Below are 25126 nucleotides of genomic sequence, written 5' to 3'. Positions count from 1 at the left end.
CCCGGACCCCCCGACGCTCACACCGCCGGCACGCCACTGTGCGCTTCGCGTAACTTCGCGCCGCGTACCCTGGCGTCATGTCTGCCGAAGAGCCGCTGTTCCGGGTCGTTCGCGGCGTGCCCACCGCCGAGGAACTGGCCGCCCTGGTGGGGGCGATCATCGTCCGGTCCCGACCGACCTCCGCTCCCGCGCCGGCAACCCCGTCCACCTGGGCGCGCAGCGCCCGGCCCGGCAGCCCTGATGGATGGCGCACCGCCGGCCTGCCCCGCTGACCCGACCCGCCCATACGGGGGCTGCCAGGGGCCATGCGTAGCCGTTACCCTCACTCAGGGAAACGGTGCCGTGACAGGTAGGGAGGATCAATGATCCCCGAAGAGGACCGGCCAGCGCCCTGGCTCCGTGGCTACAGCGGCATCGAGGCCGACATCACACAGCTCAGAGAGTTCGCCGACCGGCTCGCCGCCGAGGTCGAGAGCAACTACGCGCCGCACCTGTCGTACATCGCCGAAGACATGTCCGCCAAGCTGCCCAACCCGTGCGACGCCTTCATCGAGCTGGTCACTTTCCTGCACGCGCACCACGAGACGCAGCAGGCCACCGCCGACATGGTGTACGCCGTCCGCGGCGCCACCGGCCACCTCGCCGCCGCCGCCGACCAGGTCGCCACCCGATACGCCGACAGCGACGCCTTCACCGCCGCACGGGTGGTGGACGTGCGCCAAGCCCTCGCCGACCCGACAACCATGCTGCCCGGCGGCCCGACGCCCATGCTGACCGACCCGACCGGCCCCAACGCCGAAAAGCCGGTGGTGCTGCCGTGATCGAACGGGGCACCGGCCGCACATCCGGCCTCACCGACTGGCAACTCATGGACGTCAACAGCATGTGGGCCTGCCTCCAGGACCACGACACCACCAACCACTGGAAGCAGGTCGCCGGCTGGCGCAAGGTCTGCGACCTGGCGCAAACCCACCTCGGCCGTCTCCAGGAATACCGGCGCGGGCTCGCCGAAGCATGGCCACCCGAAACCAGCGCCGCCTCCCGCACCTACCTCGCCGAACTCGACGAGCTGATCGACAAGGTGCAGCGCACCCACAACGCCGCCGCCGCGAACTACACCGCGCTCTCCGCCGCCACCCAGGCCATCGGCACCACTCGCGCCGCACTCCGCAATATCCATGAGGAGTACGCGACCAAGTTCCAACAAAAGCAGGCGTACGAGTCGATGGCTGCCGATCCAAAAGCGGTGATGGGCAACCGGGTCACCGAGGCACCCGTTACCGACGCGGAACTGGAACGACTGAATGTGCAGGCACGGGCCGCCATGTTCAACCTCAGCAGCGAACTCCAGCAAGCCCAAGCAACCCTCCAAAAACCACCACCACCGCCTTCACGTCCGAGACGAGATTCGTCAAGTTCAGACACATACAGCACTTCCGCACCGGCAATTCCTCCAATTCTGCCTATGCCGATTACCGTTAGCAGGGTCCCTCATTTGCCCTTGCCTAGCGCCCTGGGTAGCCCGCAACCCGCCCAGGTCACCCCCGTGATAGGTCCGATACTTGGCGGCACCAGTTCCGGAGTCGCGTCTCCGTCGACGAGTGCCGGGATATCCGGAACTGGAGTGTCCGTCCCGCCGCCCGGAGCAGGACCAGCACCGCTGCTGCCGAGTCCGATAGCTCGGGCCGCAACTCCACCCGCAAATGGAACACTTGGGGCCACTAATCGTCCGACAAGCGGGAATATCAATAGAGTTTCACAAACACAGCCTCCGACGATGCGACCGATGCCGCCCGGTGGTCTCATAGGCGGGACGCCTAGTCTTGGGCTTGGCCAGCCTGGATCCGCCTCCAGTCCGACGCGACGAGTTAATCCGATTGGCGGCGTAATCGGTGGCGGGGGCGCCGGCACAACGCCGACCGGCGGGGCTGGATCCCGACCAGGCGGAGGTCGAGGCTCAGCCGGAGGACAACACCTGCCGCCCATGGGCGGCGCTCCCGGCTTCGGTGGCACCGCCGCATCGGGTTCAGCCGCAAGCTACCCGCCTGGCCGTCCCACAGGAAAGGGACAACACGACGATGGGCGCGCCTGGGATCCCGACAGCCCCTGGGAGGTCGACCAAGGGGTGGATCCCATCGTCCGCCCTCCAGAGGAACAGGGCCCACCCGACCCCGGTCCGGCTATCGGCTTCAATCGGTAATGCAGTTCAAGAGGCGGACTCTTGGGCTGCCGGCCGCCATCTTACTGATAACGCTGTCCGCGATACATCCTACGGAAGTTAAGGCCCACACCCTTAACAACGAACCTAGCGAGATCCAGCGAATCCGATCCGATCAGTGGCATCTGAGCTACCTCAAAGCGCCCGATGCGCAGCGCATTTCCCAAGGAGCAGGAGTAATTGTCGCAGTCCCGGATACGGGCGTCCAACCGCATCCAGATCTCCAAAGAAATCTACTCAAGGGCACCGACATCATCACTGGCGGCGACGGCAATGGTCAGAGCGACCGGAATAGCCACGGTACCGGCATGGCAGGACTAATCGCCGCGCACGGACAGGGAGCCAACTTAGGTGCCCTGGGAATAGCTCCAGAAGCGCGCATACTACCCATCCGGGATACGCCGGCCGACGGACAGGGCGAACCCGATAAACTGGCTGCCGGCATTGACTTCGCCATCCGCAATGGAGCTGACATAATCAGCGTTTCGTCGGTGGGTGGCGCCGGAATACCGCTACAGCAAAGCATCAGAGCAGCGCTCGCGGCAGATGTATTAGTGGTGGCCTCGGCAGGCAACCTCCCGCAGGATTCCGCAGCTGGGTATCCCGCGTCAGAAGATGGAGTCCTCGCGGTCGGCGGAATCGACCGAGACGGGAACCGGGCTGCCGTCTCGGTGACTGGCCCGGAGATTGACGTGGTTGCGCCGGCGGTCGACATCTACAGCACGAGCATCGATGGCAAGTACCGCAAAGGCACCGGAACCTCTGACGCCACGGCGATCGTGGCGGGGGCGGCGGCGTTGATTCGGTCCAAGTACCCGCATCTGCCGGCGCGGGAGGTGGCGCACCGGCTTACGGCAACTGCGGTCGACAAGGGCGCGCCTGGGCGCGACGACGAGTACGGCTATGGCGTGATCGATCTTGTGGCGGCGCTGACGGCAGACGTACCGCCGCTGGGGTTTGAGTCTGTGAGCGCGCCGGCCGATGCTGGCTCGACGACGACGGCTGGTGCGCTGCCGGGTGATGAGGACAGCGGTGCGACGGCGCGTGGCCTGGCCACCCTTGGGGTGATCTTGGCTGCCGGGGTCGGGTGGGCGGTGGTGGCACGGCGGCGTCGGCGCGGCGATGATCCGCCGCCTCGGATTAGTCGCTGATTGGCCGGCGGCCGGGTGGCGCTGGGATCGGTTGCCGTGGTGTGGCGGCGTCCGGGCGTTGGATACCCCCAGTTCGGCGAAACGGGTCGATCACGGTGGGGATCTGGTCGGCCGGCGGGGTGATCGACTCCATATCGGCGATATTGCGGGGTCTGACCGCGCTGGATAGGCCAACGTCGCCGACATGGAGTGGATCAAGGTCAAGGCGGGTCAAGGCGGGTCAAGGCAAGGTCAAAGCGGGTCGAGGCGGGCGAGTGGCGGGAGGGCTCTTGCGGGGGTGGGAGCCGGTAACGTCGAGCGGGTGTCTGAAACTCTGCCGCTGCGCCTCGTGCTCGCCTCTGCGAGCCCTGCCCGTCTCAAGTCTCTCAAGGCCGCCGGAATTGAGCCGGATGTGCTGGTCAGCGGGGTGGACGAGTCCTTGGTGGTGACCGAACGGGCCGAGGAGTTGTGTCTGGAGTTGGCTCGGCTGAAGGCACAGGCGGTGCTGACCCGGCTGAGCCCGGGTGCCGGGCAGCGGACGTTGGTGATCGGCTGTGACTCGGTGCTCGCGTTCGACGGGGAGATCCTCGGCAAGCCGGCGGACCCGGCGGACGCGACCCGGCGGTGGCTGCGGATGCGGGGGCGCAGCGGCGTTCTGCACAGCGGGCACTGCCTCATCGACGTTACCGCCGGGCGGCGTGCGGAGGCGGTCGCCTCGACCACCGTCCACTTCGCGGACATCAGCGACGACGAGATCGCCGCGTACGTGGCCAGCGGTGAGCCGCTCGCGGTGGCCGGCGCGTTCACCATCGACGGGTTGGGCGGGCCGTTCGTGGAGCGGATCGAGGGTGACCCGGGGACGGTGGTCGGGCTGTCGATGCCGCTGCTGCGTCGGCTCCTCGCGGAACTCGACCTACGGATCACCGACCTGTGGACGAAGGTCGCGCCTGGGGGCCAATCGGTCGAGCCGCTCGGTAACGTCCGGTCATGACCACCAAATCGATCCCGCTCACCGACGAGCTGCACGCCTACCTGGTCGCACACGGCTCCCCACCGGACGAGATCATCCGGGACCTGGCCGAGGAGACCCGGTCGGTGCTGCCGGAGCACGCCACCATGCAGGTGGCCCCGGAGCAGGCCGCCTTTCTGACGTTCCTCACCCGGCTGCTCGACGTGCGGCAGGCCGTCGAGGTCGGCACGTTCACCGGGCTCTCGTCGTTGGCGATCGCCCGCGGGTTGCCCGAGGGTGGGCGGCTCACCTGCTTCGACATCTCTGCGGAATTCACCGGTATCGCCCAGCGCTACTGGGAACGGGCCGGGGTGCAGGACCGGATCGACCTGCGCATCGGCCCGGCCGGGGACAGGCTGCGGGAGCTGCCGTACGAGCGGCACCTGGACTTCGCGTTCATCGACGCGGACAAGACCGGATACCCGATCTACTGGGCGGAGTTGGTGCCCCGGATGCGGCCGGGCGGAGTGATCGCCGTCGACAACGTGCTGCGCGGTGGCCGGGTGATCGCTCCGCGGGACGCCAACGATCGGGCCATCGCCGCCTTCAACGACGATGTCCTCGCCGATGTGCGGGTGGACCCGGTGATGCTGCCGATCGCGGACGGCCTGACCCTCGCCCGGGTCCGCTGACCCGGCAGGGCACTGAACCCGGGGAGCACTGAACCCAGATGTCGGGGTGTCCTTCCAAGACGGAGACGGACACCCCGACAACCGGTCGGGTCAGCGGACGCTGCGGGCGAACTGCCGGGCGGCCCAGTAGACCCCCAACGCGGCGAGGACCGCGGTGATGCTCAGACCCTGCCAGACCTTGTCGCTGCCCAGGTCACCGGCGAACAGCGCCCGGGTGCCGTCGACAGCCCAGGAGAACGGGTTCCAGTCGGCGATGCCCTGCAACCAGCCGGGTGCGAAGGTCAGCGGTAGCAGGATGCCGGAGAGCAGCAGCACCGGCTGCGCCACGGTGTTCATCAGGGGGGCCAGCGCGTCCTCGCTCTTGACCTTGAGCGCGACGCCGTAGGAGACGGCCGAGGTCATGAGCGCGATCAGGGCGAGCATCAGGTACGCCAGTAACAGGTCACCGAGGAACACCCGCAGGTCGAACAGGAGCGCCAGCAGGGTGATGATGACCGCCTGCACGATGAGCGAGACCACGTCGCGCAGCGAGCGGCCGAGCAGCAGGGCGAGCCGACTGATCGGCGTGACCCGGGAGCGTTCGATGACGCCGGCGCGCAGCTCGGCAATCAGGCCGAAGCCCTGGAACAGGCCGCCGAAGATCGCGAGCAGCACCAACAGGCCGGGTACGAAGATCTTGTAGGCGGCGGCCTGAGTGGGCGCATTCAGTGCCGGCTTGAGCAGCGGGGCGAAGAGCAGCAGGTACATGACCGGCTGGAACACGCCGACGAAGACCCAGACCGGGTTGCGCAGCAGGAGTTGGGTCTGGCGTTGAAAGATCAGCCATGTGTCACGGGCGAATTTCATGAGTCGTCTCCGGTGGTCAGGACTCGCGCAGCGAGCGGCCGGTCTTGGTGAGAAAGACGTCGTCCAGGCTGGGTCGGTGCAACTCGATCGAGCGCAGCTCCAGCCCCGCGTGGTCGAGCCTGCGCAGCACCTGCGGAATGGCGGTGGCGCCGTCGTCGACGTAGAGGCGCAGGCCGCCCTCGTCGGCGGTCTCCAGCTTGTTGACGTACGGCTCGCCGTCGAGCGCCTTGGTGGCCTGCTCGGTGGCGGTCAGGTCGATGCCGACCAGCACCACGTCGCCGGAGATTTCCCGCTTGAGCTCGGCCGGCGTGCCCTCGGCCACCAGCTCGCCATTGTCCATGATCGCGATCCGGTCGCAGAGCGCGTCGGCCTCGTCCAGGTAGTGCGTGGTGATGAAGACGGTCATCCCGTCGGCGCGTAGTCGCCGGATCTCGTCCCACATGTGGGCGCGGCTCTGCGGGTCGAGGCCGGTGGTCGGCTCGTCCAGGAAGACGATCTTCGGCTCGTGGATGATGCCGAGCGCGATCTCCACCCGTCGGCGCTGACCGCCGGAGTAGGTCTTGCATTTGCGGTCGGCGTACTCGGTGAGCTGGAAGGCGTCCAGGGCGCGGGCGGCGCGGCGCTGCGCGTCGGCCTTGCCGATGCCGTACATGCGGGCGTGCAGCACCAGCTCTTCACGGGCGGTGGACTCGTCCCAGGTGCTGCCACCCTGCGGGACGTAACCGATCCGTCGGCGCACCTCGGCCGGGTCCTTGCGCAGGTCCGCGCCGGCGATGGTGGCGTCGCCACCGTCCGGCTCGATGAGCGTGGCGAGCATCCGCAGCGTGGTGGTCTTGCCGGCGCCGTTCGGGCCGAGGAAGCCGAAGATCTCGCCTTCGGCGACCTCAAGGTTGACGCCCCGCACAGCGTCCACCGTCTTCGTCTCTCGACCCGCGCGGGAGCGGAACGACTTCCTTAGCCCCCTGGTCTCGATCATCTCTGCTCCTGGTCGGTCGGTCGGGCCGGTCGGGCCGGCCTTCGAGTGGGACGACGCCGGATGACGCACTCCCCCGCTGTGCCGACAGCAGGCTAACGCGATATAGCTTTTCTAGTCAACGTTGATTATTCCGCGTCGGCCGCGGTCGGCGGCTCTCTGCGCTCCCTCCAGCCCGACCAACCCTCCTCGCTCTCCAGCTCAGCAGGCAGGTACGACACTCCGGAGTCGATCCGTTCGGCGATCCGTTCGCACCAACCCATCTCCGCCTCGGCCCGAACCGCCCACAGCTCGAACATCCAGCCCACGTGCACCGGCTTCCGGTTACGCACCCAGTCCGACTCGAGCGAGGCGCGCATCGACTCGACGCCGGCGCGCAGCAGATTGGCCCGGTTGCGCAGGGCCGCGGCAGCCTCGGCGCGCGGCATGGCCGGCAGGAAGGAGAAGGCCGCCGCGAAGGGGTCGGTCGGCTCGGTGAGGCCCCACCAGAGGCTGCGCAACAGCGTCTCGAACTCGTCCTCCCCCTTGGTCGTCACCTCGTAGGTGGTCCGGGCCGGACGGGCACCGACCTGCTCGGTGGCGACGGCACGCAACAGCCCCTCCTCGGTGAGCTTGCGCAGGGCGTGATAAATCGACCCGGGCTGCACGTTCGCCCACTTGTCGGCACTCCAGCTCAACAGCTCGCGGCGTACGTCGTAGCCGTGCACGGGCTGCATCCACCGCACCAGACCGAGGATCATCATTCGAGTCGCAGACACCCCACAAGAGTAATAAACAAGTTTGACTAGAGCGTGGCGGCACAGTGCGGCATCCCACACTGAGCGATCGTTAGGGCCACCTGGGCGGCCGATACACTCCCCGTCAGTAACCAGCCCGGGAGGAGCCACGAAGGTGCGCAAGGTACTCATCGCCAACCGCGGCGAGATCGCCGTCCGGGTGATCCGTGCGTGCCGCGACGCCGGCCTGGGCAGCGTCGCCGTGTACGCGGACTCCGACCGTACGGCCCTGCACGCCACTCTCGCGGACGAGGCGTACGCGCTCGGCGGGGACACCGCGACCGACACGTACCTGCGCATCGACAAGCTGCTCGACGTCGCCGCCCGGGCCGGCGCCGACGCCGTGCACCCCGGCTACGGCTTCCTGTCCGAGAACGCCGACTTCGCCCAGGCGGTCATCGACGCCGGGCTGACCTGGATCGGCCCCACCCCGCAGGCCATCCGTGACCTGGGTGACAAGGTCACCGCCCGGCACATCGCCCAGCGCGCTGGCGCCCCGCTGGTCCCCGGCACCCCGGACCCGGTGGCGAGCCCGGACGAGGTGATGGCGTTCGCCGTCGACCACGGCCTGCCGGTGGCCATCAAGGCCGCCTTCGGCGGTGGCGGGCGCGGCCTCAAGGTCGCCCGGACCATGGAGGAAATCCCCCAGCTCTTCGAGTCGGCCACGCGCGAGGCGGTCGCGGCGTTCGGTCGGGGCGAGTGCTTCGTCGAGCGCTACCTGGACCACCCCCGACACGTCGAGGCGCAGGTCCTCGCCGACCAGCACGGCAACGTGATCGTCGTGGGCACCCGGGACTGCTCCCTGCAGCGCCGGCACCAGAAGCTCGTGGAGGAGGCGCCCGCGCCGTTCCTCACCGACGCGCAGCGGGCACAGATCCACGACAGCGCCAAGGCGATCTGCCGCGAGGCCGGCTACCACGGCGCCGGCACGGTCGAATACCTGGTCGGTGTGGACGGCACCATCTCCTTCCTGGAGGTCAACACCCGGCTCCAGGTCGAGCACCCGGTCACCGAGGAGACCGCCGGCGTCGACCTGGTGCGCGAGCAGTTCCGGATCGCCGACGGTGCGAAGCTGCGGATCACCGAGGACCCGACGCCGCGTGGGCACTCGATCGAGTTCCGGATCAACGGCGAGGACCCGGGCCGCAACTTCCTGCCCGCCCCCGGCACGGTCACCGCGCTGCGGCTGCCGACTGGCCCGGGTGTCCGGGTCGACACCGGCATCTCGGCCGGGGACGTGATCGGCGGCAACTTCGACTCGCTGCTCGCCAAGGTGATCATCACTGGTGAGACGCGCACCGAGGCGCTGGAGCGCGCCCGCCGCGCGCTGGACGAGATGGTCGTCGACGGGATGGCCACCGCGCTGCCGTTCCATCGGCTGGTCGTGCGGGACGAGGCGTTCACCGCTGAGCCGTTCACCGTGCACACCCGGTGGATCGAGACGGAGTTCCACAACACCGTGCCGCCGTTCGCCGCCGCCGTCGGCGCCGCCGAAGCGCCGGCAGAGCGCGAGACCGTCGTGGTCGAGGTGGGTGGCAAGCGCCTCGAGGTCAGCCTCCCCGCCGGCTTCGGCGGGGGTACGACCACCGTGGCACCCGCCACCCGTAAGCCGGCCCGGCGCGGCGGCGGAGCCAAGGCGGGCGCCCCGGTCGGCGGCGACGCCCTCACCTCACCCATGCAGGGCACCATCGTCAAGATCGCGGTTGCGGACGGCGACACCGTGGCCGAGGGCGACCTCGTGGTGGTGTTGGAGGCGATGAAGATGGAGCAGCCGCTGCACGCCCACAAGGCGGGCACGGTCAGCGGGCTCACCGCCGAGGTCGGCGCCGTGATCACCGCCGGTGCCCCCATCTGCACCATCGCGTGACGAAAGGGCACCCTGGGCTGAGGGGTCTTTCCTGACCGCGGGTCGCGCGTCAGGGGTGGTTTGCGGCACCGCGACGGGCAGGGGTGGCCGCAAACGGGAATGATGGCCGGGTGCGGTTCCTTCACGGCGCGGTCCCCGCGCACGACCTGACCTATACCGACGTCTTCATGGCGCCGGCCCGCTCCGACCTGGGTTCCCGGCTCGACGTCGACCTGTCCACCGGCGACGGCACCGGCACCACCATCCCGTTGGTGGTGTCGAACATGACCGCGGTCGCCGGCCGGCGGATGGCCGAGACGGTGGCCCGCCGGGGCGCGATCGCGGTGATCCCGCAGGACATCCCGATCGAGGTGGTGGCGAATGTCGTCGCCTGGGTCAAGCAGCGGCACCTGGTCTACGACACGCCGATCACCCTGGGCCCGACCGAGACCGTCGGCGACGCCATCCACCTGCTGCCCAAGCGCTCACACGGTGCGGTGATCGTGGTCGACGACGCCGGACGGCCGATGGGCGTGGTCACCGAGGCGGACACCACGGGAGTGGACCGGTTCGCCCAACTGCGTCACGTGATGTCCACCGAGCTGCACACCGTCCCGGCGGACGCGGACCCGCGTACCGGCTTCGATCTGCTCTCCGCGGGCCGCCGTCGGCTCGCTCCGGTCGTGGACGCCGAGGGGCGGCTGGTCGGGGTGCTGACCCGCCAGGGCGCGCTGCGCGCCACGCTCTACACGCCGGCCGTGGACGACCGGGGCCGGCTTCGCATCGCGGCGGCCGTCGGGATCAACGGCGACGTGACCGGCAAGGCCGCAGCCTTGCTGGAGGCGGGGGTGGACACCCTTGTCGTGGACACCGCGCACGGCCACCAGGCACGGATGCTCTCCGCGCTCCAGGCGGTCCGCAAGCTGGACCCGGGGGTGCCGGTGGCGGCCGGCAACGTGGTCACCGCCGAGGGCGTACGCGACCTGGTGGAGGCGGGGGCGGACATCATCAAGGTCGGCGTCGGCCCCGGCGCGATGTGCACCACCCGGATGATGACCGGCGTGGGTCGACCACAGTTCTCCGCCGTGCTCGACTGCGCGGCCGCCGCCCGGCAGCTCGGCCGGCACGTGTGGGCCGACGGCGGGGTGCGCCACCCCCGGGACGTCGCGCTCGCGCTCGCCGCCGGCGCGTCGAACGTGATGATCGGCTCGTGGTTCGCCGGGACCTACGAGTCCCCCGGTGACCTGTACGCCGATGCGGACGGCCGGCGGTACAAGGAGAGCTTCGGGATGGCGTCGGCTCGGGCGGTCAGCGCCCGTACCGCCGACGACAGCCCGTACGACCAGGCCCGCAAGGCGGTGTTCGAGGAGGGCATCTCCTCGGCCCGGATGTACCTGGACCCGGCCCGCCCCGGTGTCGAGGACCTGATCGACGAGATCATCGCTGGGGTACGCAGCGCCTTCACGTACGCCGGCGCACGAAACCTGACGCAGTTCCACGAGCGGGCGATCGTCGGCGTCCAGAGCGCCGCCGGCTTCACCGAGGGAATGCCCCTCCCCACCAGCTGGTAACCCCCGCCCCGCCTCCCCACCCCCACCCGGCCTCCCCCACCCCGCCCTGCCCAGTCCCCGTTGATCATGAGGTTATTGCCTTCCGCATCGGCGTGTCGGGGCAATAACCTCATGATCAACCGAGGGAGGGCGGGGAGCCCGGTCACCCCGCTTGGGCAGCGCACCGGCCTGCGGATCGCGAGCGGCGTCACTGTTGCGGGTATTTCGTTTGGCCCCTGACTATCAGGGAGCTAACCTACCTCTCGTGGAACTCGTCACCCTCCAGGATGTGCCGCTCGGCCGGCTGCTGGTGGTGGCCGGGCACCTCGTCGGGCAGCGGTGGAATCGCTACCTCGCCGAGGAGCACGGCCTCACCCAGGCCGGCATGGTCACCCTGATGACGCTCGCCCAACACGGCGAGCTGCCCCATCGGGAGGTCGCCGAGAAGGGCTTCGTCCGCCCGGCGACCCTGACCGGCATCGTTGACACGCTGGCCCGCGACGGGCTCGTCGAGCGGCAGCGCGACGACAGCGACCGACGCAGCGTACGACTCGTCCTCACCGCCGCCGGGCGGGAGCGGGTGGCCGCGCTCAACGCACTGATGCACTCCGGACGCCCACTCACCTCGGTCGATGCCGACCCGGTGAAGGCACAGGTGATCAGGGAGTTCCTGCTCGAGGTCATCGGCAGCGGGGACGACCCGCGGATGACCGGACGCCCAACCGAACCGAAGGATCCGGCGTGCTGATCCGACTCCTGCGCAACCAATTGCGCTCCTACCAACGACCGTTGCTGGCCGTGGTGCTGCTCCAGTTCGTGGGCACCATGGCCTCGCTCTACCTGCCCAGCCTCAACGCCGACATCATCGACAAGGGCGTTGCGCGAGGCGACACCGCCTACATCGTGCACACCGGCGGGTGGATGCTGCTGGTCAGCCTGATCCAGATCGCCTGTTCGATCGTGGCGGTCTACCTGGGCGCCCGGATCGCGATGGGCTTCGGCCGGGATGTCCGGGCCACGTTGTTCGGGCACGTCAACCGTTTCTCCGCCCGCGAGGTCGCCCGGTTCGGCGCACCGTCGCTGATCACCCGCAACACCAACGACGTGCAACAGGTGCAGATGCTCGTCCTGATGAGCTGCACCATGATGGTCGCCGCACCGATCATGTGCGTGGGCGGCGTGGTGATGGCGCTCCGCGAGGACGTCGGGCTCTCCTGGCTGATGCTGGTCAGCGTGCCGGTGCTGGCCGTCGCCCTCGGCGCGATCATCCGTCGGATGGTGCCGGGTTTCCGGCTGATGCAGACCCGGATCGACACGGTCAACCGGGTGCTGCGTGAACAGATCACCGGCATCCGGGTGGTCCGCGCCTTCGTCCGCGAGCCGTACGAGACGGATCGTTTCGCCGTCGCCAACGCCGAATTGGCAGCCACCGGTATGCGTACCGGCCGTCTGCTGGCGATGATCTTCCCAGTGGTCATGCTGGTGCTGAACGTCTCCAGCGTGGCGGTGCTCTGGTTCGGCGCGCACCGGGTGGACTCCGACGCGATCCAGATCGGCGCGCTCACCGCCTTCCTGCAGTACCTGATGCAGATCCTGATGGCGGTGATGATGGCCACCTTCATGCTGATGATGGTGCCCCGGGCCGCGGTCTGCGCCGAGCGGATCGTGGAAGTACTGGACACCGACTCCTCGGTGGTTCCCGCCGCCGAGCCGGTCAGCGAGCTGTCCACCCGGGCCGAGTTGGAGCTACGCGGGGTGCGTTTCCAATTCCCGGGTGCGGTCGAACCGGTGCTGCGGGACATCTCCTTCCGGGCCACCCCGGGCACCACCACGGCGATCATCGGCAGCACCGGTGCCGGTAAGACGACCCTGCTGTCGCTGATCCCCCGTCTGGTCGACGTCACCGCCGGCGCGGTGCTGGTCGACGGGGTGGACGTACGGGAGTTGGCGCCGGACGAGTTGTGGCGGCGGATCGGCCTGGTGCCGCAGCGGCCGTACCTGTTCACCGGAACGGTTGCCAGCAACCTGCGCTACGGCAACCCGGACGCCACCGACGAGGAGCTGTGGACGGCGTTGGAGATCGCCCAGGCCCGGGACTTCGTGGCCCAGATGCCCGGCGGGCTGGACGCGCCGATCGCGCAGGGCGGCACCACCGTCTCCGGTGGGCAGCGACAGCGTCTGGCCATCGCCCGGGCCCTGGTCCGGCAACCGGAGATCTACCTCTTCGACGACTCGTTCTCCGCGCTCGACCTTGGCACCGACGCGCGACTCAGAGCCGCCCTGCGGCCGATCACCGCGCAGTCCGCGGTGGTGATCGTGGCCCAGCGGGTTTCCACGATCATCGACGCCGACCAGATCATCGTTCTTGAGGACGGAGGGGTCGTCGGAGTGGGACGACACGCGGAATTGTTGGAGACCTGCCCGACGTACGCCGAGATCGTGGCGTCCCAGCAGACGGCGGAGGTGGCGGCATGAGCGAGCGCGACGAGCCGCGCACCGCGGCCGTACCCAGTCAGAAGCCGGCCGGCGGCGGCGCGGCGACGCCGAAGCGGCTGCCGCCCGGCGGTCAGCGCGGCGGCCCGGGGTGGATGAGCGCCGGGATGCCCGCCGAGAAGTCGATGAACTTCGGGCCGTCCGCCCGACGGTTGCTCGGCCGGCTGCGCCCGCACCGGCTGCACCTGGGCGCGATCATCACTCTGGCCGTGGTCAGCGTCGGGTTCAGCGTGGCCGGGCCGAAGCTCCTCGGCCATGCCACCGACCTGATCTTCACTGGGGTGATCGGCCGGGACCTACCCGCCGGCACCACCGCCGAGCAGGCCGTCGCCGCGGCCCGGGCCAGCGGCAACAACAGCTTCGCCGACATGCTCGCCCGGATGGACGTGATGCCCGGGGTGGGCATCGACTTCGGCGCCCTGGGTCGGGTGCTGCTGCTGGCGCTCGGGCTCTACCTGGCCGCGAGCGTGCTGTCCTGGTGGCAGGGCTGGCTGCTCAACGGGGTGGTCCAGCGCACCGTGCAACGGCTGCGCGCCGAGGTGGAGGAGAAGCTCAACCGGCTGCCGCTGCCCTACTTCGACCGGCAGCCCCGCGGTGAGCTGCTCAGCCGGGTCACCAACGACATCGACAACATCGCCACCAGCCTCCAACAGACCCTCAGCCAGCTACTCACCTCGCTGCTGACCGTCGTCGGCGTGCTGGCCGTGATGTTCTGGATCTCGCCGCTGCTGGCCCTCGTCGCCCTGGTCGCGGTGCCGCTGTCGGTGCTGGTCACCCAACGCATCGCCAAGCGTTCACAGAAGCAGTTCATCGCGCAGTGGAAGCACACCGGCGAGTTGAACGGCCAGATCGAGGAGGCGTACACCGGTCATGAGCTGGTGAAGGTCTTCGGCCGGCAACGCGAGGTGGAGGCCGCGTTCGCGGCGAAGAACGACGAGCTGTTCCGGGCCAGCTTCGGGGCCCAGTTCATCTCCGGGATCATCATGCCGTCGATGATGTTCATCGGAAACCTGAGCTACGTGGCGATCGCCGTGGTCGGCGGGCTGCGGGTCGCCTCCGGCGCGATGAGCCTCGGCGACGTGCAGGCGTTCATCCAGTACTCCCGACAGTTCACCCAGCCGCTCACCCAACTCGCCTCGATGGCCAACCTGCTGCAGTCCGGGGTTGCCTCGGCCGAGCGGGTCTTCGCGGTGCTCGACGCCGATGAGCAGACCCCCGACCCGGTAGAGCCGGCCCGGGTCACCGACCCGCACGGTCGGGTCGAGTTCGAACACGTCTCGTTCCGCTACGAGCCGGACAAGCCGCTGATCGACGACCTGTCGCTGGTCGCCGAGCCGGGTCACACGGTGGCCATCGTCGGCCCGACCGGCGCCGGCAAGACCACCCTGGTCAACCTGGTCATGCGGTTCTACGAACTGGACGCCGGCCGGATCACGCTCGACGGGGTGGACATCACGACGATGCGCCGCGACGACCTGCGCGGCCGGGTCGGCATGGTGCTGCAGGACACCTGGCTCTTCGGCGGCACCATCCGGGACAACATCGCCTACGGGCGGCCGGACGCGACCGAGGAGGAAATCCTCGCCGCGGCCCAGGCCACCTTCGTGGACCGGTTCGTGCACAGCCTGCCCGACGGCTACGACACGGTCATCGACGAGGAGGGCAGCAACGTCAGCGCCGGCGAGAAGCAGCTCATCACCATCGCCCGGGCGTTCCTCGCCGAGCCGTCGCTGCTGATCCTCGACGAGGCGACCAGCTCGGTGGACACCCGTACCGAGGTGCTGCTCCAACGGGCGATGGCCGCGCTGCGCTCGGACCGGACCAGCTTCGTCATCGCGCACCGGCTCTCCACCATCCGCGACGCCGACCTGATCCTGATGATGGAGAACGGCCGGATCGTCGAGCAGGGCACCCACGAGCAGTTGCTCGCCGCCCACGGCGCGTACCACCGGCTCTACCGCTCCCAGTTCACCGGTGCCGTCGTCGACAAGGAGCCGGTCGGCCAACCGGCGGCGGTCTAGCTAGGTCGCCGTGCGCGCGACGCGATCGACGGCGACCCGCCCCGGATCGGCGGGTGGGTCAGTCCGCCGGGAGCAGGTCGGCCGCGCGGGCGGCGACCTGCCCGCTGATCAAGGCGAGCGCGGCGTCTGCGGGCATCGGTTCCAGGGCCCGGCCGCCGCGCAGGCGCAGCGCGAGACGCCCGTCGGCCGCCTCGCGTGGACCCAACACCCCGAGGTACGGGACGCGGCGGCGGGCCGCGTCCCGGATCCGGGCGCCCAGCGAGCCGGTGACGTCGACCTCGACCCGCAGGCCGGCGTCGACGGCCCGCCGGGCCAGGTCGGCCGCCACGTCGGCCTGGGCATCGTCGACCGGCAGCAGCACCAGTTGGACCGGCGCGTACCAGGCCGGGAAGGCGCCCTCGTGCACCTCGATCAGGTACGCGAACAGCCGCTCCATGCTGCCGACCAGGCTGCGGTGCACCATGACCGGTCGACGCCGGCTGCCGTCCGAGTCGGTGTACGACAGGTCGAACCGCTCCGGCTTGTCGAAGTCCAACTGGATGGTGGAGAGGGTCGACTCCCGGCCGGCGGCGTCGACGATCTGAATGTCGATCTTCGGACCGTAGAAGGCGGCCTCCCCCGGAGCCTCGACGTACGACACCCCGGCCAGCGCGCCCCGGAGCAGATCCTCGGCACGGGCCCACTGCGCGTCGTCGCCGACGTACTTCTCGCCCGGCCCACGCAGCGACAGCCGGAAGCCGGCCGGGCGGACGCCGAGCGCCGCGTGCGCGGCGCGGATCAGCCGGAGGATCCGGGCCACCTCCTCACCCACCTGCTCGGGGGCACAGAAGGTGTGCGCGTCGTTGAGCGAGATGGCGCGTACCCGGGACAGCCCACCGAGCACCCCGGAGCGCTCCGAGCGGTACATCCCACCAAGCTCCGCGACCCGCAGCGGCAACTCCCGGTAGGAGCGACCCCGGGCGCGGAAGACCAGCGCGTGGTGCGGGCAGAGCGCGGGCCGGAGCACGAACTCGTCGTCCGCGCTCAGTCGCATCGGCGGAAACATGTCGTCGGCGAAGTAGCCGAGGTGCCCGGAGAGTTCGAAGAGTTCGCGTTTGCCCAGCGGCGGCGAGTAGACGTGCTGGTGGCCGGAGCGGCGCTCCAACTCCCAGACGTACTCCTCGACGGCGTGCCGGGCGGCGGCGCCGGCCGGCAGCCAGATCGGCAGGCCGGCACCGGCGAGCGGATCGGAGACGAAGAGGTCCAGCTCGCGGCCGAGCCTACGGTGGTCGATCATGTCGGGCTCCTGGATCGGGTACGACCCGGAGGCGACCTGGGCTCCGTTCGGCGCGCGGCCCTCCGGGGCGGATCGCCCCGGGGCCTGGTCGACGGTGGTTACGTCAGAGCAGCGCGCCGGGGATACCCGGCGTCGTCGTCAGCACTACGGCTCTGCGCATACCGCGACCGTACCCACCGACAATCGGGGAGGCACCTGGATTTGCGGCGGCGAAGGAAGGGGCGGGCCGCCGGCGCGGGACCCGCCGGCGGCCCAGGCGGCCCGAATCGTCAGGAACGGGGGACCCGACGGGCCTGGGCCGCGCCGACAACGGTACGCCGACGTACACCGATTTGCCGACCGCACCGGACGGGTGGGAGGGCCACCGCACCCCGTCACCCGAGATCGGTTCGCCTCGTTGTACCTGGGTGGCCGGGTCGTGTCGACCGTCACGACGGGCCGGGGCTGTCCACGGTGACGCCGGACACGCAGTCAGGCTCAAGACACCCAATCGGCCGCATCCGGCGAGGTGGCAGGCGTGCCCGAACTACTGACTGACGTCGCATCGCCGACGTGGGCGTACCTGCTGCTGCTCGCCCTGCTGATCGCGGACGCCTTCGTCCCGGTGATCCCCACCCAGATCGTCATGATCACCAGTGGTGCGCTCACCGTCTACGGCGGGCTCAGCCTGCCGGTCACCATCGCCGTCGGCGCGCTCGGCGTATTCGCCGGCGACCTGGCTTGCTACCTGCTCGGACGCGTCGCACCGGACCGGCGGCCACCCCGGCACGCCGCCGAACTGAGCCGGGCCCGTCGGGTCGCCAATCGGGTCACCCAGGGGCTGCGACAACCCGGGCCGCTGGTCATCCTGCTCTGCCGGTTCGTGCCCGGCGGGCGGATGGCGGCCTGCTTCTCGGCCGGCCGCAGCCGCTACCCGTACCGACTGTTCGTGGTCTACGAGGCCATCGCCGCGCTGGGCTGGGCCACCTACGGCGCGCTCGTCGGGCACCTGGGCGGCACCGCGCTGACCGAGTCAGCTTGGCGGCTGGCCATCATCGCCACCGCCGCCGCAGCCGGGTTCGCCGCGGCGGGCTGGGCGATGACGCTGGTCAGCGCCCGCCACGCCCGAGCCGCCGCCGCAGTCGACGTCCCCCTCGACTGAGTGTCAGCCCGCCCTTCGGGTATAAGCTGGACTTATATTGACGAGATGTGGGACGTCAAACTTCACCCTGAGGTCGAGGAGTGGTTCCTCGACCTCTGCAGGACGGACCCCGCCAGTGCCGACCTCATCAGTGAGGCCATCGACCTCCTCACGGAGCACGGACCGGCACTCGGGCGTCCGTTGGTCGACCGCCTCAAAGGCAGTTCCTTCCACCACATGAAGGAGCTGCGACCTGGGTCCGCTGGCTCCACGGAGGTCCGCATGATCTTCGCTTTCGATCCACTTCGAGAGGCGGTCTTCCTGGTCGCCGGAGACAAGTCCGGCCAGTGGCAGAGTTGGTACCAGACGGCCGTCCCCTTGGCGGACGATCGGTTTCAGGAGCACCTCATCAGCCTGAAAGGCGCACAACGATGACCGGTGGAGCTGACTGGCGCGACGTGAAGGCGAAAGCCCGGGAGCTCGACCCGTCCTGGGATCATCCGGATCGGGTCGCCCGACGGGCCCAGCAGCGCGAGCAGATGCTGGCGTCAGTCAGCGGTGCGCAGCTGGCGGAGATCCGCAAACAACTGGGCATGACCCAGACCCAGCTCGCCGAGGCCGCCGGCTTGACCCAGGCGAGGATCAGCCAGATCGAGAATGGCGAGCACACCAGCCTGGAAACACTCCGTGCCTACGTCACCGGGCTCGGGGGCCACCTCGACGTCGTCGCCCGCATCGGGAACATCCACCTGAACGTTGCCTGATGGGGCTAGGGCCGCCGTCGGCGAGGCCAACACACGGCTGCACCTGAGGGACCACACCGATTCTCCGGATGCCTCTAGGGGTGGTCCCCCGCAACGATTTCGGTGGCGGTCCCGGATCCGGCTCGGGTGCCTGCGGCGACAGGCTGAGGCATGCCTGGAACCCGGAGCACCGGCCTGTTCGCCCTCGGCGGCATCGCGCTGGCGGCGCTGCTCACCGTGATCGGCCACCTCGAAGTCAACGACGACCTCAGCCCGTGGGCGCTGACCATCAGCGACTTCGCGGTCTCCGACCGGGGCGGCGTCATCGACGTCGCCATGGTGGTGCTCGCGCTCGCCACCGTGACGCTGCTGTACGGGCTGCGCGGCACCGGCCCACCCCGAGCAGCCGAGTTGCTGCTCGGCACCTGGGCGGCCGGTCTGCTACTCGCCGCGGTGGTGCCGACGAACGAGCCGGGCACGGCGATGACCACGGCGGCCTACCTGCACCGGTACGCCTCGGTGGTCGCCTTCCTGGCGCTCCCGATCGGCGGTTGGCTGCTTGCCCGCCGGTCGGATCTGGCCCCCGCAGCCCGGACGCTACGCGCCCTCGTCCTGCTCAGCCTTGCCCTGGCGGCGGCGATGGTCTGGTCCGCCTACCCCGGTGACCGGGTGCTCATCGGCCTGGCCGAACGCCTCCTCATCCTCGCCGAGGTCGCGGTCCTGGCCACGGTGGCGGTGTTCCAGGCCCGGACCTCGGCGGTCGGCAGAGGAGCGGCGTTCACTCCAGTTCGTGGAGCATCAGCTGGCGCGCTGCCTCGGTGATCGAGCCGGAGAGGCTCGGGTAGATGGTGATGGTCTGGGCCAGCTCGTTGACCGTGAGGTTGTTCTCCACCGCCATGGTGATGGGCAGGATCAGCTCGCTGGCCTTCGGGGCGACCACCACGCCGCCGATCACCTGACCGCTGGCGGGTCGGCAGAACAGCTTCACGAAGCCGTCGGGGAGGTCGTCCATCTTCGCCCGGGCGTTGCCGGACAGCGGCAGCATCACCTGCCGGGCCGGCACCTTGCCCGCGTCCACCTCGTCCTGCGAGACACCCACGGTGGCCAGCTCCGGGTCGGTGAAGACGTTCGCCGCGACGGTACGCAACCGCAGCGGGCGGACCGCCTCGCCGAGGGCGTGCCACATGGCGATCCGACCCTGCATGGCGGCGACGCTGGCCAGCAGCAACACACCGGTGCAGTCGCCGGCCGCGTAGATGCCGGGCACGTTGGTCCGGGAGGCCCGGTCGACGGTCACATAGCCGCCCCGGCCCAGCTCGACGCCGTACTCGGTCAGGCCCAGGTTGGCGGTGTTCGGGATCGAACCGACCGTGATCAAGGCGTGCGAGCCGGTGACCTTGCGGCCGTCGGAGAGCTCCACCTCGACGCCGTCGGCGGTACGCCGGACCGCGTCGGCCCGGGAGTTGTTGAGGATCTCCATCCCCCGGTTGCGGAACACCCGCTCGATGGCGGACGCGGCATCGGCGTCCTCGTGCGGCATCACCCGATCCCGGCTGGAGACCAGGGTGACCTCGACCCCCATGGCCAGGTACGCGCTGGCGAACTCCGCCCCGGTCACACCCGAGCCGACCACGATCAGGTGCTCGGGCAGCTCCGGCAGGTCGTACACCTGGCGCCAGGTCAGGATGCGCTCGCCGTCGGGGACGGCGGTGGGCAACTGGCGGGGGGTCGAGCCGGTGGCCACCAGCACGGTGGACGCGGCGATCGAGTATTCCTCGCCGCCGTCGGCGGGGGTGACGACCACCCGGTGGGTGTGCCCGAGGGCGTCCTCACCGAGCCGGGCGGTGCCGGCCACGAAGGTGACCCCCGCCTTGAGCAGCTTGGCGTGGATGTCGGCGGACTGCGCCAGGGCCAGCCGCTTGACCCGCTCGTGCACCGCCCGCGCGTCGACGGTGACCGCCTCCAGGCCGTCCGAGTGCACCCCGAACTCCTCGGTGTCCCGGTAGCCGGTGACCACCCCCGAGCTGGCGATGAAGGTCTTCGACGGCACACAGTCGGAGAGCACACACGCTCCGCCCGCGCCGTCGGCCTCCACCACGGTGACATCGGCGTCCAGCTGGGCGGCGACCAGCGCCGCCTCGTACCCGGCCGGCCCCCCACCGATGATCACGATCCGGCTCACAGCGTTCGCCCTTCGTTCATACTCACAGTGACTTTCTTCTCCCGAGCGCATTCGACACGCACTGTCGTATTCTCCCCCACCCGTCCGCCGGGCTATCGTCATCGCCGTGCGTCATCACGCCGCCTACGGCTCAAATCTCGACCCCGCCCGGATGCGTGCCTACTGTCCGCATTCGCCAATGGTGGGCACCGGCTGGCTGGAGGGCTGGCGGCTGACCTTCGCCGGGGCGGACGTGATCGGCTGGGAGGGCGCGGTGAGCACCCTGGTCGAGGCGCCCGGTGAGCGGGTCTTCGTGGCGCTCTACGACATCCACCCGTACGACGCGGGCCAGCTCGACGAGATCGAGGGTGTGACCGCCGGCACGTACCGCAAGCTGCACGTCCGGGTCTCCACCCTCGACGGTGACGTGACCGCGTGGATCTACGTCTTCAACGGGTACGAGGGCGGCCTGCCGACCTCGTGGTATCTCTCCGAGATCGCGAACGCCGCCGAGAAGGCCGGCGCCCCGGACGACTACGTCACGGAGCTGCGGTCCCGCCCCACCGGCACCGCGTCGGCGTAGCAGCGCGTATCGCACGCCTCCAGTCTGCTACCGCCGTCGACCGGCTCGCCGCTCGGGCTCGACCGGCGTCGTCAATCACACACCAGCGGCTCAGGCGAGGTCGGCCCGGGTGCGGTGCAGCAGCTCCACCAGCTCGGCGCCGTCCGCGGGGCCGAGGGCGGTGAACGCCGGCGCGACGAGACGGTTGGTCACCGCCTCTGCCCACAGCCGCCGACGCACCAAGGGCCCGATCGGCGGGTACGGCGGTGACCAGCCGCAGGCCACGGCCCCCGCCTCCCCCTCCGGCCCGGAGAGCACAGCCTCCAACGGGGTCATCCCGGCGGCGCGCACCGCCAGCAGGTAGGCGCCGGTGAAGTATTCCCGGAGCAGTCGCAGCCCCGCGGCGCTCCGGGCGCCCGGAGAGAGATCCGGCAGCGGCACGGCCCGCCACGCGGCGAAGAGCGGCATCCCACTGGCGTCCGCCGCCACCACCGCCCGCTCGACGAGTGCCGCCAGACGCTCGGTGTTGGGCAGGGCGTCGAGCTGCTGCGAGCCCCATCGGCAGCACTCGGCGAGGCTGGCGGCGGCCACCTCGAACGGCGGGACAATCCGGGCCGCGGCGTCCCAACCGTCCGCGACCGCGTCCGGGGCGATGAAACCGAGGGCGGCGGCGGCCGTCTCCGCCCGTACATCGCCGAGCGCGCCAGCCCGGCCACTGATGTAGAACGCCCAGCCGGAGATGCCGAGCAGCCGGGCCCGGCGCAGCGTGGTCGAATCCCGGCTGAACGCGTCGCCCAGGTCGAGCACGACCGGCTTGCTGGCGGCGGCGATCTGTTCCGGTGTCATCCGAGCGCCCTCCTCGGGCAACCCAACCCGTCGACCACGACGCCCCGATCCAGGGTCACCCGCCGTGGACGGTCCGCACACTCGTCGTCGCCCATCGATGGTCAGTCTGCCGCGCCACCCCCCGCGTCCGCATCCCCCTCTTCGGCCGCCAGCGCCTCGACCGCCGCCTCGACCTCACCCGCCCGGCGCCGGGCCACGGTGACCGCACGCTCGGCGGCACGCCGAGCGAGCTTGGCCCGGCTGAGATCCTGCTCGGCGACCGCGCGCCGCCGCTCCAGCTCGGCCAGTTCGGCCTCGATCCGATCGAGTACGGAAGCGCCGTCCCGCTCCTGCCCGGTCGCCTGGGTCAACTCGGCCTCCGCGCGCTCCTGGTCGGCCTGGGCCTTGGCAAGCTCCCGGTCCAGGGCACGGCGCTGCCGGGCCCGCTCGGCGCGGGCCGCCCGCTGCGCAGCCCGCTCGGCCTGCTCGGCGCGCTCCGCCGCCCGGTCCGTGCGGGGCGTGTCCTCCCGACGCCCTCGCTGGGCACCGGGCCGCCGGGCGGGGCGTTCCGCCGCCGGTTCCTCGTCATCGTCGGTGACCAGCCGCAGCTGTGGCCGGGGCACCTCACCGAAGCCGGCGTAGCTGGCCGCCCGCAGCAGGCGCCCCGCGCGCACCTGTTCGGCGACCTCGACGTCGGAGAACGCCGCGTTCAGGGTCGCCTCCACCTCGGCCAGGGGCAACCGGCCGGCCGGTGGCGAGTCCGGCTCCGCCGCGGCGAGCTTGCGGATCTCGGCGACCAGGGCGGCGACCACCGCCCGGCGCTGCGCGGACAGCTCCCGCAGCCGGGGCCCGCGCAGCTCCCGCTGGGCGGCCCGCAGTGCATCGGCGAGCTGCACCAGGTCGGTTACCAGCTCCGGGCGTCGAATGGCGAGCAGGTTCACCAGCCAGGCGGCCACCGTCGGGCGACGTAGCCGGGCCAGTTGTCGGGCGGTGCTCTGGTCGCCGGCACGGCGGGCGTCGGCCACGGCGGCGTCCCGGGCGGCCACGAACCGGTCCGGTGGGATGCGGTAGAGCTGCTGCACCAGCTCCGCTGAGGGGCCGGGCATCGTTTCAGACGTCCACCCGGCTACCGGGCTCCAGCCGCTGGTATTCGGTGCCGGACAGCGCGGCGTACTGCCGGTCGAGCACGCCCAGCCCGTTGTCGTTGAGCAGGGCGTCGTGCAGGGCGTACGCGCGCCGCGGCGCGACCGCGCGGATGAAGTCGACCACCTCGGAGAACTTCGACCAGGGTGCGTGGATCGGCGCGAAGAGCGTGTCGACGGGTGTCTCCTCGGGCACCACCAGGGCGTCACCGGGGTGGTAGACCACGTCATTGATCAGGTAACCGAGGTTGTCCACCACCGGGATGTCCGGGTGGATCACCGCGTGCCGCCCCCCGTACGCGCGGACGGCGACCCCGGCGGCGGTGAACGACTCACCGACGGTGACCGGGCGCAACGCCTCGGCCGCGTCGCCCAGCACCCCGGCGAGCGAGGCGGGCCCGTGGATCGGGAACGGCCGCCGGTCGAGCTGCAGGCGCACCGCCGCCACGTCCAGGTGGTCGGGGTGTTCATGGGTGATCAGCACCGCGTCCACACCGTCCAACGCCACCGCGGGGTCGCTGAACATCCCCGGGTCGACGACGAGCACTCCCCCGTCGTGTTCCACCCGGAGGCAGGAGTGGGCGTACTTGGTGAGCCGCATCGTGACTCCTCGATTATCGAATCGTGACGTCCTCAGCGCAGTCTGCCGGAACCAGCCGACGCGTGCGCCGCGTCCGAGCTATCGCCACACCGGATGACGACGATGGGAGCGGGGATGGACGGACAGGCGGTACGACGCCGCAGCGCACTGCTGGCGGCCACGGCACTGGCGGCGGCGCTGGTCCTCACGGGGTGCGGAGCCGGTGACAGCGGGTCGCAGGATACGGCGGGCACGAGTGCCGACGGCCCGGCGGCGGCGAACGGCGGTGCGGACAAGGACGGCCTGCTCGGAAAACCCGAGGCGGCCGGGGCCGGAGCACCGCAGGAGGACCGGGCCGGGGCACCGCAGAATGGTGGTGCCGCGCCACCGGACCTGCGGGTCGACCAGCGGGCGATCATCTACACCGGATCGATGCGGGTGCAGGTGGACGATGTGGACGCCACCGCCCGTGAGGTCACCGCCCTGGTGACCCGGGCCGGCGGCTTCGTCGGTGGTGACCAGCGGCGCAGCGCCCAGGCCGACGCGGTGGCGGAGTTGCAGCTGCGGGTGCCGGCCGCGAAGTTCACCGGTGTGGTGGACGAGATCTCGAAGCTCGGCCGTCAGCAGAGCCGGGAGATCAGCACCGAGGACGCCACGGAGGCGATCGTCGACCTGGACGCCCGCATCATCAGTCAGCGGGCCAGGGTGGAGAGTGCCCGCAAGTTGCTGGCCCGCGCCACCTCGATCACCGATCTGGTGTCGTTGGAGAACGAGCTGGGTCGCCGCGAGGCCGATCTGGCGTCGTTGGAAGCCAAGAAACGGCGACTGGCCGACCTGACCGCCCTCTCCACGATCACCGTGACGCTCGCGGGGCCGGCGGCCAAAGACACCCCCGAGAAGGAAGAGACCGGCTTCCTGGCCGGGCTGACCGGCAGTTGGAAAGCGTTCGTCGCCTCGTTGACCGTCCTGCTCACCGTGCTGGGGGCGCTGCTGCCGTGGCTGCTGACGTTCGGCGTACCGGTGGCGGTGTTGCTGCTGGTGCTGCGTCGGCGCCGCAAGGCCCCGGCCGTGGCCGTGGCCGCACCGGTCAGCGCACCGCCGCCGGTGCCCTCAGCGCGGTCTGCACCATGACGCGTACGCCGACGGACATCATGGAATTGCCGTTCTTGGAAATCCCATCCGCAATCATGCTTCGGCGCTGATCACTTTCCGACTCCGTCGTC

General features: G+C 70.3%; 24 protein-coding genes. 16 read left to right on the top strand and 8 right to left on the bottom strand.

The genetic code is table 11. From position 1 onward, the window contains the following. Nucleotides 1–77: 77 nt before the first annotated feature. From C7C45_RS15145 to C7C45_RS15120, 5 genes are all read left to right on the top strand, one after another. Nucleotides 78–272 carry an acyl-CoA carboxylase subunit epsilon gene (locus tag C7C45_RS15145; RefSeq protein ID WP_110564304.1) on the top strand — a complete coding sequence of 65 codons (195 nt, stop codon included), beginning with the start codon at nt 78–80 and terminating at the stop codon, nt 270–272. A gap of 90 nt (nt 273–362) precedes the next feature. After that, complete coding sequence (locus C7C45_RS15140) at nt 363–821, top strand: hypothetical protein (RefSeq protein WP_110564303.1); 459 nt, start codon at nt 363–365, stop codon at nt 819–821. A gap of 1378 nt (nt 822–2199) precedes the next feature. Beyond that, entirely contained in the window at nt 2200–3369 is a 1170-nt protein-coding gene (mycP, locus tag C7C45_RS15130) for a type VII secretion-associated serine protease mycosin (RefSeq protein ID WP_110564302.1), read from the top strand. 301 nt (nt 3370–3670) lie between these two features. Continuing rightward, the gene (locus C7C45_RS15125; protein ID WP_110564325.1) at nt 3671–4339 is read left to right on the top strand and encodes a Maf family protein; all 669 of its coding nucleotides are present in this window, start codon (nt 3671–3673) and stop codon (nt 4337–4339) included. Then, nucleotides 4336–4989 (top strand): O-methyltransferase, encoded by a 654-nt coding sequence (locus tag C7C45_RS15120; protein ID WP_110564301.1) that lies wholly within the window; start codon nt 4336–4338, stop codon nt 4987–4989. The genes C7C45_RS15125 and C7C45_RS15120 overlap by 4 nt, the downstream gene beginning before the upstream one ends. Nucleotides 4990–5079: 90 nt before the next feature. Here C7C45_RS15120 and C7C45_RS15115 read toward each other — a convergent pair whose 3' ends face one another. The 3 genes from C7C45_RS15115 to C7C45_RS15105 form a co-directional block, all read right to left on the bottom strand. Next, nucleotides 5080–5835 (bottom strand): ABC transporter permease, encoded by a 756-nt coding sequence (locus C7C45_RS15115; protein ID WP_110564300.1) that lies wholly within the window; start codon nt 5833–5835, stop codon nt 5080–5082. Between the two features lie 16 nt (nt 5836–5851). Then, entirely contained in the window at nt 5852–6811 is a 960-nt protein-coding gene (locus C7C45_RS15110) for an ATP-binding cassette domain-containing protein (protein WP_110564299.1), read from the bottom strand. Nucleotides 6812–6936: 125 nt separating this feature from the next. Further along, nucleotides 6937–7551: a PadR family transcriptional regulator gene (locus C7C45_RS15105; protein ID WP_110564298.1), complete on the bottom strand. Its 615-nt coding sequence runs from the start codon at nt 7549–7551 to the stop codon at nt 6937–6939. Between the two features lie 148 nt (nt 7552–7699). On the opposite strand from C7C45_RS15105, the gene C7C45_RS15100 reads away from it, so the two are divergent. From C7C45_RS15100 to C7C45_RS15080, 5 genes are all read left to right on the top strand, one after another. Beyond that, nucleotides 7700–9451, top strand: coding sequence for an acetyl/propionyl/methylcrotonyl-CoA carboxylase subunit alpha (locus C7C45_RS15100; RefSeq protein ID WP_110564297.1), 1752 nt, complete (start codon nt 7700–7702; stop codon nt 9449–9451). Between the two features lie 110 nt (nt 9452–9561). Next, a complete protein-coding gene (locus C7C45_RS15095; protein WP_110564296.1) occupies nt 9562–11001 on the top strand; it encodes a GuaB1 family IMP dehydrogenase-related protein in 1440 nt (479 codons plus the stop codon). Between the two features lie 244 nt (nt 11002–11245). Next, on the top strand, nt 11246–11728 hold the full coding sequence (locus C7C45_RS15090; RefSeq protein ID WP_110564295.1) for a MarR family winged helix-turn-helix transcriptional regulator: 483 nt from the start codon (nt 11246–11248) through the stop codon (nt 11726–11728). Continuing rightward, a complete protein-coding gene (locus C7C45_RS15085; RefSeq protein WP_110564294.1) occupies nt 11722–13455 on the top strand; it encodes an ABC transporter ATP-binding protein in 1734 nt (577 codons plus the stop codon). The genes C7C45_RS15090 and C7C45_RS15085 overlap by 7 nt, the downstream gene beginning before the upstream one ends. Continuing rightward, nucleotides 13452–15494, top strand: a complete 2043-nt coding sequence (locus tag C7C45_RS15080; protein ID WP_425271139.1) for an ABC transporter ATP-binding protein — start codon at nt 13452–13454, stop codon at nt 15492–15494. The genes C7C45_RS15085 and C7C45_RS15080 overlap by 4 nt, the downstream gene beginning before the upstream one ends. 58 nt (nt 15495–15552) lie before the next feature. Here C7C45_RS15080 and thrS read toward each other — a convergent pair whose 3' ends face one another. After that, nucleotides 15553–16770, bottom strand: coding sequence for a threonine--tRNA ligase (gene thrS, locus C7C45_RS15075; protein ID WP_110564293.1), 1218 nt, complete (start codon nt 16768–16770; stop codon nt 15553–15555). 517 nt (nt 16771–17287) lie between these two features. Between thrS and C7C45_RS15070 the strand changes: the two genes are divergently transcribed. The 4 genes from C7C45_RS15070 to C7C45_RS15055 all read left to right on the top strand — a co-directional run bounded on the left by C7C45_RS15070 (nt 17288) and on the right by C7C45_RS15055 (nt 19455). Continuing rightward, complete coding sequence (locus tag C7C45_RS15070) at nt 17288–17911, top strand: DedA family protein (protein WP_110564292.1); 624 nt, start codon at nt 17288–17290, stop codon at nt 17909–17911. A 45-nt stretch (nt 17912–17956) separates the two neighbouring features. Next, nucleotides 17957–18325 carry a type II toxin-antitoxin system RelE/ParE family toxin gene (locus tag C7C45_RS15065; RefSeq protein WP_110564291.1) on the top strand — a complete coding sequence of 123 codons (369 nt, stop codon included), beginning with the start codon at nt 17957–17959 and terminating at the stop codon, nt 18323–18325. Then, nucleotides 18322–18654, top strand: a complete 333-nt coding sequence (locus tag C7C45_RS15060) for a helix-turn-helix domain-containing protein (RefSeq protein ID WP_110564290.1) — start codon at nt 18322–18324, stop codon at nt 18652–18654. The genes C7C45_RS15065 and C7C45_RS15060 overlap by 4 nt, the downstream gene beginning before the upstream one ends. A gap of 150 nt (nt 18655–18804) precedes the next feature. Continuing rightward, complete coding sequence (locus tag C7C45_RS15055) at nt 18805–19455, top strand: DUF998 domain-containing protein (RefSeq protein WP_110564289.1); 651 nt, start codon at nt 18805–18807, stop codon at nt 19453–19455. On the opposite strand, the gene C7C45_RS15050 is transcribed toward C7C45_RS15055, so the two are convergent. Further along, nucleotides 19412–20815 (bottom strand): NAD(P)H-quinone dehydrogenase, encoded by a 1404-nt coding sequence (locus C7C45_RS15050; protein WP_110564288.1) that lies wholly within the window; start codon nt 20813–20815, stop codon nt 19412–19414. The genes C7C45_RS15055 and C7C45_RS15050 overlap by 44 nt on opposite strands. A gap of 106 nt (nt 20816–20921) precedes the next feature. On the opposite strand from C7C45_RS15050, the gene C7C45_RS15045 reads away from it, so the two are divergent. Further along, nucleotides 20922–21377: a gamma-glutamylcyclotransferase family protein gene (locus C7C45_RS15045; RefSeq protein WP_110564287.1), complete on the top strand. Its 456-nt coding sequence runs from the start codon at nt 20922–20924 to the stop codon at nt 21375–21377. 90 nt (nt 21378–21467) lie between these two features. On the opposite strand, the gene C7C45_RS15040 is transcribed toward C7C45_RS15045, so the two are convergent. The 3 genes from C7C45_RS15040 to C7C45_RS15030 all read right to left on the bottom strand — a co-directional run bounded on the left by C7C45_RS15040 (nt 21468) and on the right by C7C45_RS15030 (nt 23924). Further along, nucleotides 21468–22202: an SCO6745 family protein gene (locus tag C7C45_RS15040; RefSeq protein WP_110564286.1), complete on the bottom strand. Its 735-nt coding sequence runs from the start codon at nt 22200–22202 to the stop codon at nt 21468–21470. Nucleotides 22203–22303: 101 nt separating this feature from the next. After that, entirely contained in the window at nt 22304–23287 is a 984-nt protein-coding gene (locus C7C45_RS15035) for a coiled-coil domain-containing protein (protein WP_110564285.1), read from the bottom strand. Nucleotides 23288–23291: 4 nt separating this feature from the next. Beyond that, complete coding sequence (locus C7C45_RS15030) at nt 23292–23924, bottom strand: MBL fold metallo-hydrolase (RefSeq protein WP_110564284.1); 633 nt, start codon at nt 23922–23924, stop codon at nt 23292–23294. A 93-nt stretch (nt 23925–24017) separates the two neighbouring features. Here C7C45_RS15030 and C7C45_RS15025 point away from each other — a divergent pair, with 93 nt between their 5' ends. Beyond that, nucleotides 24018–25034, top strand: a complete 1017-nt coding sequence (locus tag C7C45_RS15025; RefSeq protein ID WP_110564283.1) for a DUF4349 domain-containing protein — start codon at nt 24018–24020, stop codon at nt 25032–25034. Nucleotides 25035–25126: the final 92 nt, after the last annotated feature.

Source organism: Micromonospora arborensis, assembly GCF_003205615.1.
Lineage (GTDB): Bacteria > Actinomycetota > Actinomycetes > Mycobacteriales > Micromonosporaceae > Micromonospora > Micromonospora arborensis.
The sequence above is the reverse complement of the archived record's forward strand: the minus strand, read 5'-3'. Positions and strand labels throughout refer to the sequence as shown.

Bases quoted from the DNA above. Each gene is read 5' to 3' on its own strand.
- C7C45_RS15145 (WP_110564304.1), top strand. From the start codon at position 78: ATGTCTGCCGAAGAGCCGCTGTTCCGGGTCGTTCGCGGCGTGCCCACC.
- C7C45_RS15140 (WP_110564303.1), top strand. From the start codon at position 363: ATGATCCCCGAAGAGGACCGGCCAGCGCCCTGGCTCCGTGGCTACAGC.
- mycP (WP_110564302.1), top strand. From the start codon at position 2,200: ATGCAGTTCAAGAGGCGGACTCTTGGGCTGCCGGCCGCCATCTTACTG.
- C7C45_RS15120 (WP_110564301.1), top strand. From the start codon at position 4,336: ATGACCACCAAATCGATCCCGCTCACCGACGAGCTGCACGCCTACCTG.
- C7C45_RS15115 (WP_110564300.1), bottom strand. From the start codon at position 5,835: ATGAAATTCGCCCGTGACACATGGCTGATCTTTCAACGCCAGACCCAA.
- C7C45_RS15110 (WP_110564299.1), bottom strand. From the start codon at position 6,811: ATGATCGAGACCAGGGGGCTAAGGAAGTCGTTCCGCTCCCGCGCGGGT.
- C7C45_RS15105 (WP_110564298.1), bottom strand. From the start codon at position 7,551: ATGATGATCCTCGGTCTGGTGCGGTGGATGCAGCCCGTGCACGGCTAC.
- C7C45_RS15080 (WP_425271139.1), top strand. From the start codon at position 13,452: ATGAGCGAGCGCGACGAGCCGCGCACCGCGGCCGTACCCAGTCAGAAG.
- thrS (WP_110564293.1), bottom strand. From the start codon at position 16,770: ATGATCGACCACCGTAGGCTCGGCCGCGAGCTGGACCTCTTCGTCTCC.
- C7C45_RS15065 (WP_110564291.1), top strand. From the start codon at position 17,957: ATGTGGGACGTCAAACTTCACCCTGAGGTCGAGGAGTGGTTCCTCGAC.
- C7C45_RS15060 (WP_110564290.1), top strand. From the start codon at position 18,322: ATGACCGGTGGAGCTGACTGGCGCGACGTGAAGGCGAAAGCCCGGGAG.
- C7C45_RS15055 (WP_110564289.1), top strand. From the start codon at position 18,805: ATGCCTGGAACCCGGAGCACCGGCCTGTTCGCCCTCGGCGGCATCGCG.
- C7C45_RS15040 (WP_110564286.1), bottom strand. From the start codon at position 22,202: ATGACACCGGAACAGATCGCCGCCGCCAGCAAGCCGGTCGTGCTCGAC.
- C7C45_RS15035 (WP_110564285.1), bottom strand. From the start codon at position 23,287: ATGCCCGGCCCCTCAGCGGAGCTGGTGCAGCAGCTCTACCGCATCCCA.
- C7C45_RS15030 (WP_110564284.1), bottom strand. From the start codon at position 23,924: ATGCGGCTCACCAAGTACGCCCACTCCTGCCTCCGGGTGGAACACGAC.
- C7C45_RS15025 (WP_110564283.1), top strand. From the start codon at position 24,018: ATGACGACGATGGGAGCGGGGATGGACGGACAGGCGGTACGACGCCGC.